We start from the raw sequence: 18,285 nt of genomic DNA, 5'->3' as shown, positions 1-18,285 counted from the left end.
GCTCGGACTCTCCCCGGGAAGCCCCGCCGCATACTGGAGTGTCGTAATTCCCAGTGCCGCACCGGAGTCGGTGCACAAAAAGCGGTTCCGATCCAGCGGATGCGCCGGATCGACCGAGACGAACGCCGCTCCGGTCTTGGCGACCGCCCAGACCGCGAGGACCCACTCCAGCGAGCGCGGTACGGCAATGGCGACCACCGATTCCGCACCGATGCCACATTTGATCAGCAAACGCGCCAAGCGATTCGAGCCCGCGTCCAACTCTCGATAGGTGATCAGCCGGTCGCCGTCCAGCACGGCGTCCCCGTCCGGGTTCGCGGCAACCGCGGCCGCGAGCACCTCCGGCAGGGTTACCCCTTCCGATGCCGGGTAACCGTTGTCGAGGCCGGCCAGGTCCAGGTCCGACAGATTATTGCGGCCCCATTCATACACCAGCCGGTGCCGTTCGGGGGCGGGCAGCGTTTCGATATCGCGGACGGCCGCACTCGGATCATGCGCGATGGCGCACAGCACCCCGCGCAGGCGCTCGCCCAGGATGGCGATGGTCGCCGCATCGAAAAGCTCAGCGCGGTACTGCAATCGCAGGCGCAGGGTGTCCCGCAGGACAGCGGTGCAGGTGAGCGGGTAATGCGTGGAGTCGGCGGCGGTGACCCGGGTGATGGCCAAGCTGCCGTGATCGGCGGCCCGGTCGATATCACGCATGTCCACCGGATAGGACTCGAGCACCATCAGGGTGTCGAACAGACTCTCACCGCCGGTTCGGGCATGGATCTCCCGCAGCCCGATGTGCTGGTGATCCAGCAGTGCGGCCTGCTCGGCGTGGATTCGCGTCCAGAGTTCGGTGATCGTCTCGGCGGGGGCGAGCCGGATCCGGGTGGGCACGGTGTTGATGAACAGACCGATGGTGTGCGCGGCGCTGGCGAGCTCACCGGGGCGACCGGAGACGGTGGCACCGAAGACGATATCGGTGCGACCGGTCAACTGCGCCACCATGATCGCCCACGCCGATTGCAGCACGGTATTGGCGGTGACCCCGGCGGCCGCCGCCGCGGCCGTCAGCTCGCGGGTGGTGTCGATATCGAGTATGACGGTGTGATCCGCCACCGATCCGGCCCCGAGGTCCGCACCATCGGCCACCAGGGTGGGTTCGGCTCCGTCGAGTGCACGGGCCCAGACATCGAGGGATGCCTCGTCATCGCGAGTCGCCAGCCACGCCAGGAAGTCTCGATAGGAACCGCTCGGACGGGGCGCCTGTTCGCCGGTGTACTCGGCGAGCAGTTCGGTGAGCAGCAGTGGGTAGGACCAGCCGTCCAGGATGATGTGATGGTTGGTCAGGATCAGCGCCCAGCGGCCGGTGTCCAGGCGGGCGAGGGTGAATCGCAGCAGCGGGGGTGACGCGAGGTCGAAGAGGTTGGCCTGCTCGCGGGCGGCGAGCTCGGCGAGTGCGGCTTCCCGATCCGCGCTGCCCGTGAGATCGACTATCCGCCAAGGCAATTCGACATCGTCGCAGAGAACCGCGATATTCGCGCCGGTGCCGGTGGTGGTGAACACGGTCCGCAATCCATCGTGCCGCCGGATCACCGCCGCAGCGGCCGCACGCAGGCGTTCGGGTTCCAGTGCACCCGCGACGTGCAGAATCAGCTGTGCGACATAGGCATCGGTGTCGGCGTCCGCATCCGCCACCTGTGCGTGGAAGAGCAGTCCGGCCTGCAATCGCGTCACCGGCCAGACATCGACGAGTGCCGGATACCTGTGTTCCAGCGCGGTGATCTCGGGCTGAGTCAGCTCCACCAGATCGAAGTCCGATGGGGAATGCCCACCCGCACCGGGTGTTTCGGCGTATCCGGCAATCGCGGTGAGCACCTGCGACCACAGCTGCGCCAATTCCTCGACGTCATCGCGCTCCAGGAGAGTGCGCGGGAATCGCAGGCTCGCCCGCAACCGGTCCTCGACGACGATGGCGGAGATATCCACCGCCACCGTCACCGGCATATCGGGATCGGGGGTGCCCGCCAGCTCACCGAGGCCGCCGTGGATGCCACCGAGACCTTCGGTATCCGCGCTGCCGAGCTGGCCGAGGTAGTTGAATCCGATGCGGCCGGGCATGCGATCCGGCAGGGATATCGCTGTTTCGGCATTGCGGTAGCGCAGCAGACCGTAGCCGATTCCTTTGTCCGGCAGCGAATTCAGGGCCTCCTTGACGGTGAGGACGGCCGCGGAGACCGCTTTTCCACCCGCCGACGCCTCGTCGATATCGATATCGGAGAGGTCGAAGCGGACCGGGAACATCGAGGTGAACCAGCCGACGGTACGGGACAGGTCGGCCCCGGGGACCACCTGTTCCTCGCGGCCGTGGCCCTCCAGTCGCACCAGTACCGAGGGGTCGTCGATGCCACGCCGGGAACGCCAGATCCGCACCGCCACCGCCAGACCGGCGAGCAGGCCGTCATTGACTCCGCCGCGGAAGGCCGCCGGTACCCGCGTGAGGAGGCTGCGGGTGACCGCCTCCGGCAGTTGCAGTTCGAGGCACTCGAGTGTTGCCGCGGTGTCGATCCGCGGATCCAATTCGCGCCCGCCCCAGACCGGGTCGGGGCCGGTCGCCATGCGCTGCCACAGCTCCAGCTCGGCGACGCGGGCGGGCTCGGCGGCGGCGGCGGTCAGGGCGTGCGCCCAGCGGCGCACGGAGGTGCCCACCGGAGCCAATCGCGGTTCGGCACCAGCCGAGATCTGTTCGAGCGCGGATACCAAGTCCGGCACCAGAATTCGCCACGAGACGCCATCGACCACCAGATGATGCGCCACGACGATCAGCCAACCGGGTTCGGCGGCGGCATCGAGCCACACACAGCGCAGCATCGCCCCGGCGATGGGATCCAATCGATCCAGCGCCGAATTCAATTGCGCGGCCGCGACTGCCGGAGTATCGGCCGCGTCCTCGACGGCACACCGGTGCACTACCTCGGCCGGATCGATACAGCCGGTCGGCGCGACCACCAGTGACCAGCTGCCATCGGTGTCCTGACGCAGGCGGGATCGCAACATATCGTGGCGATCCAGCAACGTACCCATCGCGGCCGTCAGATCGTCCACGGTCACACCGGCGGGCAGACGCAGCGCGACATGCTGATCGAAGCGTTCGAAACCCTTGCCCCACTCCACCATCCAGTGCGCCACCGGGAGCAGCGGCAGCTCACCGACGCCGCCTCCGGCCAGCTCCGCCAAGCCGCGGGGACCGTCGGCATCGGTGTGGGCGATGAACGCGAGCCGTGCGGTGGTGCGCTGTTCGAAGACATCGCGAGGCCCGAATACCACACCCTGGGCGCGCGCCTTGGCGACCACCTGGATCGAGACGATCGAATCTCCGCCGAGTGCGAAGAAGTCGTCATCGACCCCGACCCGCGCCAGGCCGAGCACCTCGGCGAAGACGCTCGCCACGATCTGCTCGACCGCGCCTGTCGGCGCACGGAATTCGTGCACCGGGAATACCGGTTCCGGTAGTGCGCGACGATCGACCTTGCCACTGCTGGTCAACGGCAGAGCGTCGAGAACCGCCACCGCATCGGGCACCATATAGCCCGGCAGGCGCTCGCTCAACACCCGCCTGAGGCGTTCCGGATCGAGCACATGGTCCGGGCGCGCGACGACATAGCCCGCCAAGCGCGCAGCGGCTCCGGCAGTCTCAGCACCGTGGTGCACGATGACCACGGCCTGCGCGATACCGTCCAACTCACACAGCGCGGACTCCACCTCACCCGGCTCCAGACGCTGACCGCGCACCTTGACCTGGAAGTCGGCTCGACCGATGAATTCGACCGTACCGGTGCTGTTTTCGGAATCAACGGTCCACCGCACCAGGTCACCGGTGCGGTACAGCCGCTGCCCGGGCGATCCGAACGGGTTCGCCACGAAACGCCAGGCCGTGAGCCCCGCCTCGCCGCGATAGCCCCGAGCCAGACTCGGGCCCGACAGATAGAGCTCACCCACCACGCCGACCGGGACCGGGCGCAGTGATGAATCCAAAACCAGCACACCGGTTCCGGCGATTCCGGAGCCCAGGCTGAGCTTCGCGCCCGCCCGCAGTTCGCGGCTGATCATGGTGATGATGGTGGTCTCGGACGGGCCGTAGGTATTGAAGAACCTGCGGGCGGCCGAGGTGTCGGTGCGCGACCAGCGCGTCACCAGTCGCGCGGAGTAGTTCTCGCCACCGACGGTCAGCACGCGCAGGTCGTCCAGTCCGGCCGGATCGAGCGATGCCACCACAGAGGGGGTCAGGAAGGCGTGCGTAATGCGCTGCTCACGCAAGAACTCCGCCAGCGGCGGGCCACCGTAGGTGTCCTCGGATGCCAGGACCAGGGTCGCACCGGCGGGGACGGCGAGCAGGATTTCCAGCAGGGCGGCGTCGAAAGTGCGCGCGGCGACGCCCAATACCCGGGTACCGGCTTCGATCGTGTAGCGGTCGCGGTGTGCGGCGGCGACACCGGCGAGCCCGGCATGGGTGACCTCGACACCCTTCGGACGTCCGGTGGAGCCCGAGGTGTAGATGAGATAGGCGGTGTTGTCCGGTCGGAGCGGCCCGTGCCGATGTCCGTCGGTCACCTCGTCCGTCGGACAACTTTCGACACCGGCGGCGACGGACGGATCATCGATGACCAGCCAGGACACTCCGTCCCGCGGGACCGACGCCGCGTGGCGTTCGGACGTAATACCCACCCGCACACCGGAATCGGCGCACATATAGGCATTGCGGTCGAGCGGGTGCGCCGGATCGAGAGAGAGGAATCCGGCACCGGTCTTGGTGACCGCCCACATTGCGAGCATCCACTCCAGCGAACGTGGCAGTGCGATGGCGACCACCGACTCGGGGCCGACGCCCTGCCCGATCAGGTAGTGCGCCAAGCGATTCGACCGATCGTCCAGCTCCCGGTAGGTCAGTCGGCGGGCACCGTCCAGCACGGCGTCGGTCGCCGGAGCGGCAGCCACGGCGGCCGCCAGCAGGTCCGGCAGGGTCGCGGTATCGACCGGGTTCGGTTCGCCCTGGCTGCCCCATTCGCGCACCAGCTGATGGCGCTCCGAAGCCGAGAGGAGGCCGATATCGCGCATCGCGATATCGGGATCGGCGGTTACCGCTCGGAGTACCTCCAGCAGGCGATCCATCAGGGTCACGATGCTGTCATGGTCGAAAAGGTCGGTGGCATAACCGATATCGATCGCAATCGCGCCTTGCGCATCGGGGGTGTCGGCTGCGGTCAGGGTCAGATCGAAGCGCTCGTTACCGGTCTCGACGCGCGACGGCGTCACCTCGATGCCGGGCAGCGCGATGCTCTCGGGGTCGAGATTGTGGAAGGCGAGCATGACCTGGAACAGCGGATTATGCGCCTGGGTGCGGACCGGATCGAGGACCTCGACGACCTGTTCGAAGGGGATCTCCGCGTGTGCGAATGCCGCCAGATCGGTATCGCGTACCCGAGCCAGCAGTTCGGCGAAGGAGGCCGATTCGTCCACGCGGGTGCGCAGGACGACCGTATTGACGAACATGCCGACCAGCTCATCCAGCTCGGCGGCACCACGACCGGAGACCGGTGAACCGATCGCGATATCGGAGCGACCGGACAAGCGCGACAACACAATCGCCAGCGCGGCATGGAACACCATGAAGGTCGTCACGCCCCGCTCGCGGGCGATACCCTGCACGCCGGAGACCACCTCGGGCGGTATCGCACAGCTGTAGGTCGCACCACGATGCGAGGCCACCGCCGGGCGCGGCCTATCGGTGGGCAGCTCCAGCACCTCCGGCAGGTCACGCAATTGCTCGACCCAGTAGCCGAGCTGGCGGGACAGCAGGGCATCCGGATCATCCGGCGAGCCCAGCAATTCGCGCTGCCACAGCGTGTAGTCGGCGTACTGCACCGGCAGTCGCGTCCAATTCGGTGGCTGCCCGGCGCAGTGTGCCGCGTAGGCCGCACCGAGATCCCGCGCCAGCGGAGCCATGGAGAAGCCGTCGGCGCTGATGTGGTGCACAACCATCACCAGGACGAATTCGTCCGGGGCAACCGACAGCAGACACGTCCGCACCGGAATATCTCGTGCCACATCGAAACTCGCCGAGATCACCTCGGAGACCGCGACCGGCAGGTCATCGGCCGCCACCGCCCGCGGTGTGAGGTCCGGCTCCAGATCGGCGAGGTCGGCGACGGACAGCACCTCCTGATACGGCACGCCGTCCGCATCCGGATACCTGGTGCGCAGCACCTCGTGCCGGGCGAGCACATCCCGGATCGCCGCCGATAGCGCCTCGATCCGCACCGCACCGCGCAGTTCGAGCACCATGGGAATGCTGTACGCCACCGACTCCGGGGCGAACCGGTTCACGAACCACATCCGCTGCTGCGCGAAGGAGAGCGGCATCGGATCCGGGCGCTGCCGCGAAATCAGCTGTGGCCCAGCAGTACTCGAATCACGAGTGTCGAGCAGTGCGGCGAGTTCGCGCACCGAGGATGCGGTGAAGACATCGCGCACGGTCACCGTGACACCCGCGGCATCGGCCAGCCGAGCCGAGACACGGGTTGCCGAGAGCGAATTCCCGCCCAGGGCGAAGAAGTCGTCGTCGCGGCCCACTCGCCCGGCCCCGAGCACTTGCGCGAAGACTCCGGTCACGATCCGCTCGGTCGCCGTGTCGGGCGGCCGATAGAAGGCGCGCTCGATGGCGGGTTCCGGCAGCGCGGTCTTGTCCAGCTTGCCATTCATCGTCAGCGGCAGGGCGTCGAGCACCAGCACCGCTTCGGGCACCATGAATCCCGGCAGCCGCTCGCCCACCGCGCGCCGCACCCGCAGCGGGTCCGGCACCCGACCCGGGCGCGCGACGACATAGGCGATCAGCCGCGCACCCGTATCGCCCCGGTGCACCACCACGACCGCCTGCTCGATATCGGGCTGGGCGGTCAGGGCGGTCTCGATCTCGCCGGGTTCCAGGCGCTGGCCGCGCACCTTCACCTGAAGATCCGCGCGGCCCACGAACTCCAGATCACCGCTGTCGGGCAGCCAGCGAACGAGGTCGCCGGTCCGGTACAGCCGCTGTCCGGGCGATCCGAACGGATCGGCCACGAATCGCGCGGCGGTCAGCGCCGACCGACCCCGATAGCCACGGGCCACACCGGAACCCGAGACATACAGCTCGCCGACGACACCCGCCGGAACCGGGCGCAGCCAGGCGTCCAGCACCATCACGTTCAGTCCGTCGATGACCGAGCCCATGGTGACGGGATCGTCCGCGCACAGCTCGGCGCTGCCGGTCACCCAGATGGTCGCCTCGGCCGGGCCGTAGAGGTTGTACACCCGGCGACGGGCCGCAGTGTCGGTGCGCGACCACCGCGATACCAGTGCGGGCGGGCACGCTTCCCCCGCGGCGATCAATGCGTGGAGGTGATCGAGTCCCTCGGTTTCCAGTCCGCCGGCCACCGTGGGGGTCAGCACCGCATGGCTGACACGCTCGACTCGCAGCAGGTCGGTGAGTTGCTGCCCGCCATAGACCTCCGGCGCCGCGATGACCAGGGTGGCGGTCCCGGAGACCGCCAGCAGCAGTTCGAAGATCGCGGCATCGAAGGTGCGGGCCGCCACGCTCAGCACACGGGAATCCGGTGTCACTCCGAAGCGCGTTCGCTGTGCGTCACACAGGCCCGTCAGACCGGCGTGGGTGACTTGGACGCCCTTGGGCCGACCGGTGGAGCCGGAGGTGTAGACGACGTACGCGGTTCCGTCCAGGCGTACCGTCGAGCATCGCTCGGGATCGGCGACGGGGTGCCGAGAGTGCCGCGCGACCTCCGATGCCACGGCGGGCTCGTCGAGCACCAGCCAGGACATCTCGTCCCGGGGCAGCGACGCCGCGTACTCCATGGTCGTAATACCCATTCGCACATCGGAATCGGTGCACATGAAGCTGTTGCGATCCAGCGGATGCGCGGGATCCAGCGATACGAATCCGGCTCCGGTCCCGGCGATGGCCCAGACCGCCTGCACCCAGTCCACGGATCGCGGAATACCCACCGCGACAATCGATTCCGGTCCCACACCACGCGTGATGAGGAACCGCGCCAGCCGGTTCGACCGCTCTTCGAGTTCCCGATAGGTGATCCGCCGATCCCCATCGATCACCGCGATGCGCTCGGCACCCGTGCGCACCGCCGCTGCCAGGATTTCGGGCAGGGTCATCGCGGCCGAGCCGAGAGTACGTCCCGAGCCCCACGCCCGCAGCCACCGCTGTTCGGCCGGGGCCAGCGTCTCGATATCACGAACGCGCACGGTCGAATCGGCGGTGATCGCGCGCAGCACCCGTGCCAGGCGTTCGGCGACCATCGCGATGGTGGAGGCCTCGAAGAGGCCGGATCGGTACTGGAGCCGGATGCGCAGGCCATCCTGCACGGTAATGCTGCAGGTCAGCGGGTAGTGGGTGGAATCGGTGGCGGCGACCCCGGTGATCTCCAGCTCGCCGTCGCCGGTGATCCGCCGAATATGCTGCATATCAACGGGATACGACTCGACCACCATGACCGTGTCGAACAGGTTGTCACTGCCGGTCAGCGCATGGAGATCGGTGAGTGCGACATGCTGATGGTCGAGCAGGGCCGCCTGTTCATCATGGATACGCGCCCACAGCCGCGCCACGGTCTCGGCCGGTTCCAGTCGAACCCGGGTCGGGATCGTATTCACGAAAAGTCCGATGGTGCGCTCGGCACCCGCGAGAACACCGGGACGGCCCGATACCGTCGCACCGAAGAGCACATCGGTGCGACCGGTCAACTGCGCCACCATCATTGCCCACGCCGATTGCAGCACCGTATTCACGGTTACCCCGGCGGTGGCGGCGGCCGCGGCCGAGGCGCGGGCCCCGGCGGCATCGATGGTGATCCACTCGTCGGCCACCGCGCCCGCGGTAGCGCCATCGGCGACCAGGGTTGGCTCGGCCCCGTCGAGTGCCCGCCTCCAGGCGGTCAGCGCGGCATCGCGGTCGCGAGTTCCCAACCATGCCAGGAACTCTCGATACGATCCGGCGGGCGCGAAGGCGCCACTGCCGTAGTGCGTGAACAGGTCGGTGACCAGCAGCGGGTAGGACCAGCCGTCGAGGATGAGGTGGTGGCTGGTCAGGATCAGTGCCCATCGATCGGCACCCAGCCGAGCCACGGCGAAGCGGATCAGCGGTGCGGCGGCCGCGTCGAAGCGGTGCGACTTCGCGGTGGCGGCCAATTCGGCCAGCGCGGCCTCCGGGGCGGAGTGATCGGTGAGATCCACTTCCTGCCAAGGCAATTCGATATCGTCACCGACAACGGCCACCTTCGTGCCACTACCGGTCGTCGCGAAGGCGGCGCGCAGGATCCGATGCCGTTCCAACAGGGCCTGGGCGGCCGCGCGCAGGCGGTCGACCGCCAAGGGACCGTGCAGGCGCAGCATCATCTGCGCGACATAGGCGTCGGTGTCGTCATCGGCCCCGGCCAGTTCGGCATGGAACAGCAGCCCAGCCTGCAAGGGGGTCACCGGCCAGATATCGGTGAGCCCCGGGTAGGCGTGTTCGAGTGCGGTCACATCGGACCGGGTCAACCGCACCAGGCCGAAATCCGATGGGGAATGCCCACCCGCGGCGGGGTTTTCGGCATGCTCGACGATCGCGGTCAATACCTGCGACCACAGCTGCGCCAACTCCTCGACCTCGGCGCGGGCGAGCAGCGTGCCCGGGAACCTCAGATCGGCTCGCAAGCTGTTGTCGATGACTATCGCGGTGATATCCAGGGCGAGTGTCACCGGCATATCCGAATCCAGCGCAGCCGCGGTTCGCGTGGAACCGGCGCCGGGGCCGGAGATGCGGCCGAGGTAGTTGAACCCGATTCGACCCGGCATCCGATCCGGCAATGCCGCGGCCGTGCCGGGATTGAGATAGCGCAGCAGACCGTAGCCGACTCCCTTGTCCGGCAACGCGTTCAGCGTCTCCTTCACCGACAGCACCACCGCCGCCACCGCATCACCACCGGCCCGCACGTCTTCCAGATCGATACCCGCCAGATCGAACCTCACCGGAAACATCGAAGTGAACCAACCCACGGTACGAGACAGATCCGCACCACCGATCACCTGCTCCTCACGACCGTGGCCTTCCAGCCGCACCAGCACCGACGGGTCGTCCACTCCGTGCCGTGAGCGCCAGATAGCGACCGCGACAGCCAAACCCGCGAGCAAGCCGTCATTCACACCACCGTGGAAAACACCCGGAACCCGCGACAGCAGGGACCGTGTCACCGCTTCGGGCAGCCGCAGCACGACCTGCTCCAGCGTCGCGGCGGTATCGATCTCAGGATCGAGTTCACGCCCACCCCAGACGGGATCGGGACCCGCGATCATCGACTGCCACAGCTCGAGCTCGCGCACCCGCGTGGGGTGCACGGCCTCGGCGGCCAGGCCATGCGCCCACCTCCGCATCGATGTCCCCACCGGGGCCAATACCGGTGTCTGAGCACCGGATTCGATCTGCGCCAGAGCCGACATCAGATCCGGCGTCAAGACGCGCCAGGAGACTCCGTCGACCGCGAGATGGTGCGCGACCATCAGCAACCGACCGGGCACTGCGGTCCCCGCGTCGAGCCGGATGAACTGCGTCATCACTCCGCCGGCGGGATCAAGTCCGCGCGCGGCGGAATCCACACCGGCGGCGATCGCCGCGGTCTCATCGTCGACACCGGCGTCGAACACAACTCGATGCAGCAGCGCCGCCGCGTCGACACTGCCCCGCGCCCCGACCACCAGGGACCATTCACCATCGGTGCCGCGTTCGAGTCGAGAGCGCAACATATCGTGGCGGTCCAGCAGCGCGCCCAGCGCCGCGACCAGACCGGACTCCGTTATCCCGACCGGGAGCGGCACCACCATATGCTGCTCGAAACGGTCGAAACCCTTGTCCCACTCAACCATCCACCGCGCCACCGGCAGCAGCGGCATCGCGCCCAGACCACCGCCGGGCAACTCGGCCGGCACCTCGGTGTCGGCGGCGACAGCGATCAGTGCGAGTCCCGCCGCCGTGCGCTGTTCGAAGACATCACGGGGAGTGAACACCACACCGCGCGCCCGTGCCTTGGCCACCACCTGGATCGACACGATCGAATCGCCGCCCAGGGCGAAGAAGTCGTCATCGGCACTCACCCGCCGCACATCGAGCACCTCGGCGAATACGCCCGCGACAATCTTCTCGGCTCGGGTCGACGGGGCGCGGTACTCGCGGGAGGTGAACACCGGCTCCGGCAGCGCCCGCCGATCCACCTTGCCGCTACCGGTCAGGGGCAGTTCATCGAGGAGTATGACCACGTCCGGCACCATGTAGGCGGGCAGGCGGTCCGCCACCGCCTGCCTGACGCGCACCGGATCGACCGCATACCCCGCCGCGGCGACCACGTACGCCACCAACCGAACTCCGTCGCCCTCGGCCGGGGAGTGTACGGCGACCACGGCCTGAGCGATGCGCGGCAGGCCGGTCAGGGCGGCTTCGACCTCACCGAGCTCGAGGCGCTGACCGCGCACCTTCACCTGGAAGTCCGAGCGGCCTACGAAAACGAGTGTGCCTGTGCCCGAAGCGGATTCATCCGACATCCAACGGACCAGGTCCCCGGTGCGGTACAGCCGGCCCCCAGTCGCGCCGAATGGGTCGGCCACGAATCGGGCGGCCGTCAATCCGGCCCGGCCCCGATATCCGCGCGCCACACCGGGTCCCGACACATACAGCTCACCGATCACACCGGCGGGTACCGGACGCAGCAGCTGATCCAGGACCAGTACGCCCGCGCCCGCGATGGGTGAACCCATGGAGACGGGGCGGTCCGGCGGCAACTCCGCACCGGTCACCCAGATGGTGGCCTCGGCCGGACCGTACAGGTTGTGCACCGTGCGCACGCCCGCGGAATCGGTACCGGACCAGCGCGACACCAGCTGCGGTGAGCTTTGATCGCCACCGGTCAGCACCGTGCGCAGCTCGTCGAGGCCGACCGGTTCCAGGGACAGGGCCACCGCCGGGGTCAGGAACGCGTGCGTGATTCGCCGCGCGCGCAGTAGCTCCCACAGTGGTTGTCCGCCATAGACATCCGCGGGAGCAAGGACCAGCGCCGCACTCCGCGACACCGCCAGCAGCAGCTCCAGAATCGCCGCGTCGAAGGTCCGCGCCGCCACACCCAGCACCCGCGAATCGGTGTCCACGCCGCAGCGCCGCACATGATCGGAGACCACCGCCGCGATACCGGCGTGCGTGACCTCCACACCCTTCGGACGACCCGTCGAACCCGAGGTGTAAACGACATAGGCGGTATTCGCGGCGCGGCAGGCGATGAGCAGCGCCGCACCGGAGCACCGGGCGATCGCCGACGCCGTGGCCGGGTCGTCGAGCACCAGCCACGACATACCCTCGGCGGGCAGCCCGGGCCGGTACCGGTCGAGCGTAATGCCCACCGCAACAGCCGAATCAGCACAGACATAGCGATTTCGATCAAGCGGGTGCGCCGGATCGACCGAGACGAATGCCGCCCCGGTCCGGGCGATCGCCCACACCGCGAGCAGCCACTCCAGTGACCGTGGAATACCGACCGCGACCACCGATTCGGTGCCGACGCCCGCCTCGATGAGGTGCCGCGCCAACCGGTTCGAACGCTCATCCAATTCGCGATAGGTGAGCCGCCGATCCCCGTCCACCACCGCGGTACTCTCCGGGGCGGCGGCCACCGCGTCCGCCAGCACCCCCGGCAGTGTCATCGCACCGTCCTGGGAGCCGAGGCCGCCCAGACCCCACTCGCGCACCAGCAGATCCCGCTCGGACGCCGAGAGCAGGTCGACATCGCGCACCGCGACGGCCGGGTCGACCGTGACCGCGCGGAGTACCCGCTGGAGTCGATCGACCAGCAGTGCGATCGTATCGGCATCGAAAAGATCCGTCGCATAACCGAGTTCGACCGGAATCGCACCGTTGCGATCGGGTGCGTCGGTCAGCGTGAAGGTCAGGTCGAAGCGTTCGATACCGGTCTCCGCGCCCGAGGCGGTCACCGTCACCTCCGGCAGTTCCAGCCGGACCTGATCCAGATTGTGGAAGGCCAGCATGACCTGGAACAGCGGATGATATGCCTGACTCCGGACCGGATCCAGCGCCTCCACCACCTGTTCGAACGGCACATCGGTATGGGCGAACGCATCCAGATCCACCCCGCGCACCTGCGCCAGCAACTCCGCGAAGGAGGCCGATTCGTCCACCCGGGTGCGCAGCACCACGGTATTGACGAACATGCCGATCAGATCATCCAGCTCCGCCGCACCACGCCCGGACAGCGGTGAACCGATGGCGATATCGGCACTGCCGGACAAGCGCGACAACACAATCGACAGGGCCGCGTGGAACACCATGAAGACGGTCACCCCGCGCGCCTGCGCGAGCCCCCGCAATCCGCTGACCAGTCCCGCGTCCATGACGAAGCCGTACTTGGCCCCACGATACGATGCCACCGCCGCACGCGGGCGATCCGCGGGCAGCTCCAGCAGTTCGGGCAGCTCGCGTAATTGACCGGTCCAGTAGCCGAGCTGGCGGGCGAGTACCGACCCCGGATCATCCGCCGATCCGAGCGATTCCCTTTGCCACAGTGCGTAATCCGCGTACTGCACCGGCAGCGGCGCCCACTCCGGTTGCCGTCCGGCGCACCGGGCGGTGTAGGCCGCGCCCAGATCGCGGGCCAGCGGCGCCATCGAGAAGCCGTCGGCATTGATGTGGTGCACCACCAGCAGCAGGACGAAATCGTCCGGCCCGGTTTCGAGGAGCCGGATGCGCAGCGGAACACGCTGTGCCACATCCAAACCCACAGACACCGCAGCATCGATCTCCGCCGCCAACCGGTCGGGCCGCACCCGCAGCGGAGTCAGCTCGATCTCCGCCGCGGCGGCCACCTCGGTCAACGGCACCACAAACTGATACGGCACCCCGTCGATATCGGGATACCTGGTGCGCAGTACCTCATGGCGGCCGAGCAGATCCCACACCGCGTCCGCGAGCGCGGCCGTATTCACCGCGCCGCGCAGGCGCAGCACAATCGGAATGCTGTACGCCGCCGATTCCGGAGCGAACCGGTTCACGAACCACATCCGTTGCTGGGCAAAGGAGAGCGGTATCCGCTCGGGGCGCGGCCGGGGCTCGAGCGGCAGACCCGTGGTGGTCAGCGGCGCGTCCACCACCCGCGTGGTGAGCAGTCCGGCCAGCGCACCGACCGATGAGCGGTCGAAGACATCGCGCACCGCGACCGGGACACCCACGCCCTCGGCCAGTCGCGCCGACAACCTGGTCGCCGAGAGCGAATTGCCGCCCAGTTCGAAGAAGTCGTCATCGAGACCCATCTGCTCGAGCCCGAGCACGTCGGCGAAGACCTCGGCCACAATCCGCTCGACCGGCGTGGCCGGAGCCCGATAGCTCGCGCGCGCCGCCACCGGCTCGGGCAGGGCCGCCTTGTCCACCTTGCCGTTCACCGTCAGCGGCAGCGCGTCGAGCAGCATCACCACATCGGGGACCATATAGCCGGGCAGCCGATCGGCGAGGCGCTCGCGCAGCAGTTTTCCGAGAAACGCCGGTGCACTCCACTTTTCGTGCCGGGCGAGAATATCTGTCTCTTCACCGTCGATGCCGAGCGCACCCAGCTGGGCGGTGCCGCGGACCGCGTAGACGATATGCAGGTCCGTACCGATCACATTCGGCGAGATCTGCGCGTGCACCGAGAACCCGTGTGCGCGCAGCAATTGTTCGATACTCGCCAGGCGGTCCCGCACATCGTGGACCTCGATGCACATGCGGTCGATGAGCGGCCAGTGGTACGGCTCGATTCCGCGCAGGGCATCGAGTTCACTGCCCTCGACGTCGATCTTGAGCAGATCGATACGCGGGATGTCGTACTCGGCGATGATGTGCGAGAGGCTGCGAATGGACACCTCGACCTGGACGTAGTCGAGGCGGTCCTCGATCAGCTGATCGACATAGCTCTCCCCCAGATCCTGGTTCTCACCCTGCTGTAATTCGTTGTGCAGGAACGATTCCAGGATTTCGTGCTGTACCCGGCTGTCGGAGCCGCGCCCGGAGAGCACCGACATCTCCGGATAGTAGGTGAAGGTGTCGGTCGCGGACTCCGCGCCGATGCCGTACGGGATGAGGGTGGCGTCGAGATCGTGCAGCGCCGAATTGGCCTCGTACATCCTGCGCAGCTCGGGCATGGGCTCCACCGCGAAGATCTGCACGGCGGGCGATTTTCGTTTGGCGTACATGGAGAACATGCCGACATGCGCGCCGATATCGACGATATAGCCGGTCGCGGGAATGGTCAGCCCGGCGTGGCAGTACTCCTCGCGTTCGAAGATCTCCTCGTAGAGGAATTCGATATTCGACCGGTTGCGGCCGACGACCGGCATGCCATTGGGCAGCTCGTGCAGCCAGCCGGGCTCGAACGCGCCATCGCGTTGCAGCTCCAGGCATTTGGCCGCGACCGGGGCGAATCGCGAATCGGGGACGAGGTAGGCGACGAGTTGGGTGGCCGGTGCCGCGTCGGGCGTCACGGGGGCCGCCTGATAGGTGGTGACCACGACCTGCGCCACGGCGGCCTCGGCGGCGAGTACCGTCTCGATCTCGCCGAGCTCGATACGGAAGCCGCGAACCTTCACCTGCTCATCGCCGCGGCCCACGTACTCCAATGCGCCCGTCGCGCTCCAGCGGACGATATCGCCACTGCGATAGAGCCTTTCACCGCTCGCGAACGGGTCGGCGACGAATCGGGACGCGGTCAGGCCCGGCCGGGCGTGATAGCCGCGCCCGACCTGGTTTCCGGCGACATACAGCTCACCGGCCACACCGACCGGCACCGGTCGCAGCCACGAATCCAGTACGTACACACGCAGATTGGCCAGCGGAGTGCCGATCGGGCTGACGCCGAGCTCACCGCGCCGATGCTGTGGGGTGAGCGTCTCCCCGGTGACGTGCACGGTGGTCTCGGTGATGCCGTACATATTCACCAGCAGCGGCTCGGATGAGCCGCCGGTCGGCTGCCAGCGCTGTAAGCGCTTGGGGTCCAGGGCTTCACCGCCGAAGATGACCATCCGCAGATCGGAGTGCCCGGCGTCGGCGCGGCGGGATTCGAGCAGCGCGTAGCAGGCCGAGGGTGTCTGATTGAGGATGGTCACACCGTGTTCGACGACCAGATCCCATAGCTCGGCGGGGGCGTACGCCACCTCGCGCGGTACGACGACCACCCGGCCGCCGTAGAGCAGCGCGCCCCAGATCTCCCAGACCGAGAAGTCGAAGGCCTGTGAGTGACACCAGGTCCAGACATCGTCGGCGCCGAAACCGGTCCACGAGTGCGTACTCGCGAAGAGCGATACCGCGTTGGCGTGGGTTATGGCCACACCCTTGGGGTTTCCGGTGGTACCGGAGGTATAGATGATGTACGCGATATTGTCCGGGCGCAGGCAGGGCCGTGGCGGCGCGGCGGGGCCGTCGGGAATCTGATCGATGCTCAGGTGCGGGATACCCGGGGTGCGCACCAGTTCGGCGGTGGAACCGTCGACGACCACGAGCGTGGGTTCTGCGTCGGTGAGAATATAGGTGAGCCGCTCGGGCGGGGAGGCCGGATCCAGCGGGAGGTAGGCCGCGCCGGTGCGGAGGATGGCCAGCATCGCGGTGATCAGCTCGATGCTCTTGGGAAGTGCGACCGCGACAATGCTTTCCGGGCCCGCGCCGCGCCCGGCCAGCGCGGCGGCAAGTTGATTCGCGCGGGCGTCCAACTCCCGGTAGGTGATGCATCGGGTGCCGTCGATGATGGCGGTCCCCTCCGGGACCGTGGACGCTTGCCGTCCGAACATATCCACCAGGGTGTCCGGGCTGATCGGTGCGGCGGTGTCGTTCCACTCGCGCAACATCCGCTGCCGCTCGTCGGTGGCGAGCAGATCGATATCGCGTACCCGGCCCGCCGGATCGGCGGCCGCCCGTAGGAACTCGTGGAAGCAGCGTAGGAACCGATCATGGTGGCGCGCTAGGTCTTCCGGGGTATATAGGTTGTGGTTGGCCACGAAGTCCACGCAGGTGTCACCCGAGCCCGCGGCGGAGTAGACGCTCACCGACAGGTCCGAGACCAGTCCGGGAGTCAGTACCTCCCAGTGTCCGGCGATCGGCCCCAGCGTGACCTTGGTATCGAAGAGCATCAGGTCCACGTACGGCCCGAAGACCTGTGTCTGCGGCGTCAACCGGCCGATATCGCGGAACATATCCTCTTGCCGGTAGCGCTGGCGGCGCATGACGTCGATCAGCTGCTGCTGTGTCGCGCCGATCAGCTCAGCGATGGTCTCGTTCGGCCGCAACAGGATTCGGAACGGGACGGTATTGGCGAGCATGCCGCCCGAGCGCAGCGCGGCCGTGGTGACGCGGGCGGAGACCGGCAGGCTCAGCACGATATCGTCGCTGTCGGTCATCCTTCCCAGGAAGAGACCGAAGGCCGCCAGCATGACCGCGGCCGGATTGGTCGAGGTGGATTTGACCACGGTGTCGAGCAGCTCGCCGGTTCCGGCGGGCAGCACACCGCTCACCGAGATCGGATGCGCATCGGCCTGCGCACTGCGGTCCGCCAGGCTCACCGGAGCCGGGAGCCCCCGCAATCGCTCGAGCCAGAACTCCCGGTCCGTCTCGAAACGTGTTGAGTCACGGTACTGTTCGTCGGCGGCGACCAGTTCGGCCAGTCCCTGATTCCGGGCCGCCGCCGGTTCGCGGCCCTCCACGGCGGCGGTGTACAGCTCACCGACCCGGGACAGCAGGGTCATGGCGGCGAGCCCGTCCATGGCGACATGATGGGCGCGCACGTACCAGAACCAACGGTCCTCGTCGATACGCAGCACGGCGGTCGCGATCAGCCGATCCCGCTGCAGATCGACGGGGTTGCTGTACTCCGCGCGCATCCAATCCCGCGCCGCGGCAATAGGATCGGGCTCCGAACGCAGATCCAACAGTCGCAACGGCTCGTCCAGGGGCCGGTCGATCACCTGCAGCACGGTGCCGTCGGATTCGATCAGGCGCAGGCGGGCGGCCTCCAGCTCCCCCGCCCCGCGCCAGAACGAGGCCATCAGCAGATCGATATCGAGAGCACCGCGCAAATCGATACAGAGTGCGTTGGAAAAGGGCGTCGAGCCGGTCAACTGTTGCGCGTACCAAATTCCCTGCTGAGCAGCGGAAAGCGGAAAAGGACGTGAACGATCGCCGGTCAT

At 67.7% G+C, this 18,285-nt stretch carries 1 protein-coding gene (only partly in view); it reads right to left on the bottom strand.

Annotated elements, in window-relative coordinates; all coding sequences use genetic code 11:
* Positions 1-18,285, bottom strand: partial view of a non-ribosomal peptide synthase/polyketide synthase gene (locus OHB26_RS25170; RefSeq protein ID WP_330179719.1) — the 5' portion only. The gene continues 10,029 nt to the left of window position 1, outside the view; the window shows 18,285 of its 28,314 coding nt (coding positions 1-18,285); its start codon is at positions 18,283-18,285; its stop codon lies beyond the left edge, outside the window.

The organism is Nocardia sp. NBC_01503, assembly GCF_036327755.1.
Classification (GTDB): Bacteria; Actinomycetota; Actinomycetes; order Mycobacteriales; family Mycobacteriaceae; genus Nocardia.
This window is presented reverse-complemented; position numbering and strand designations above follow the sequence as displayed.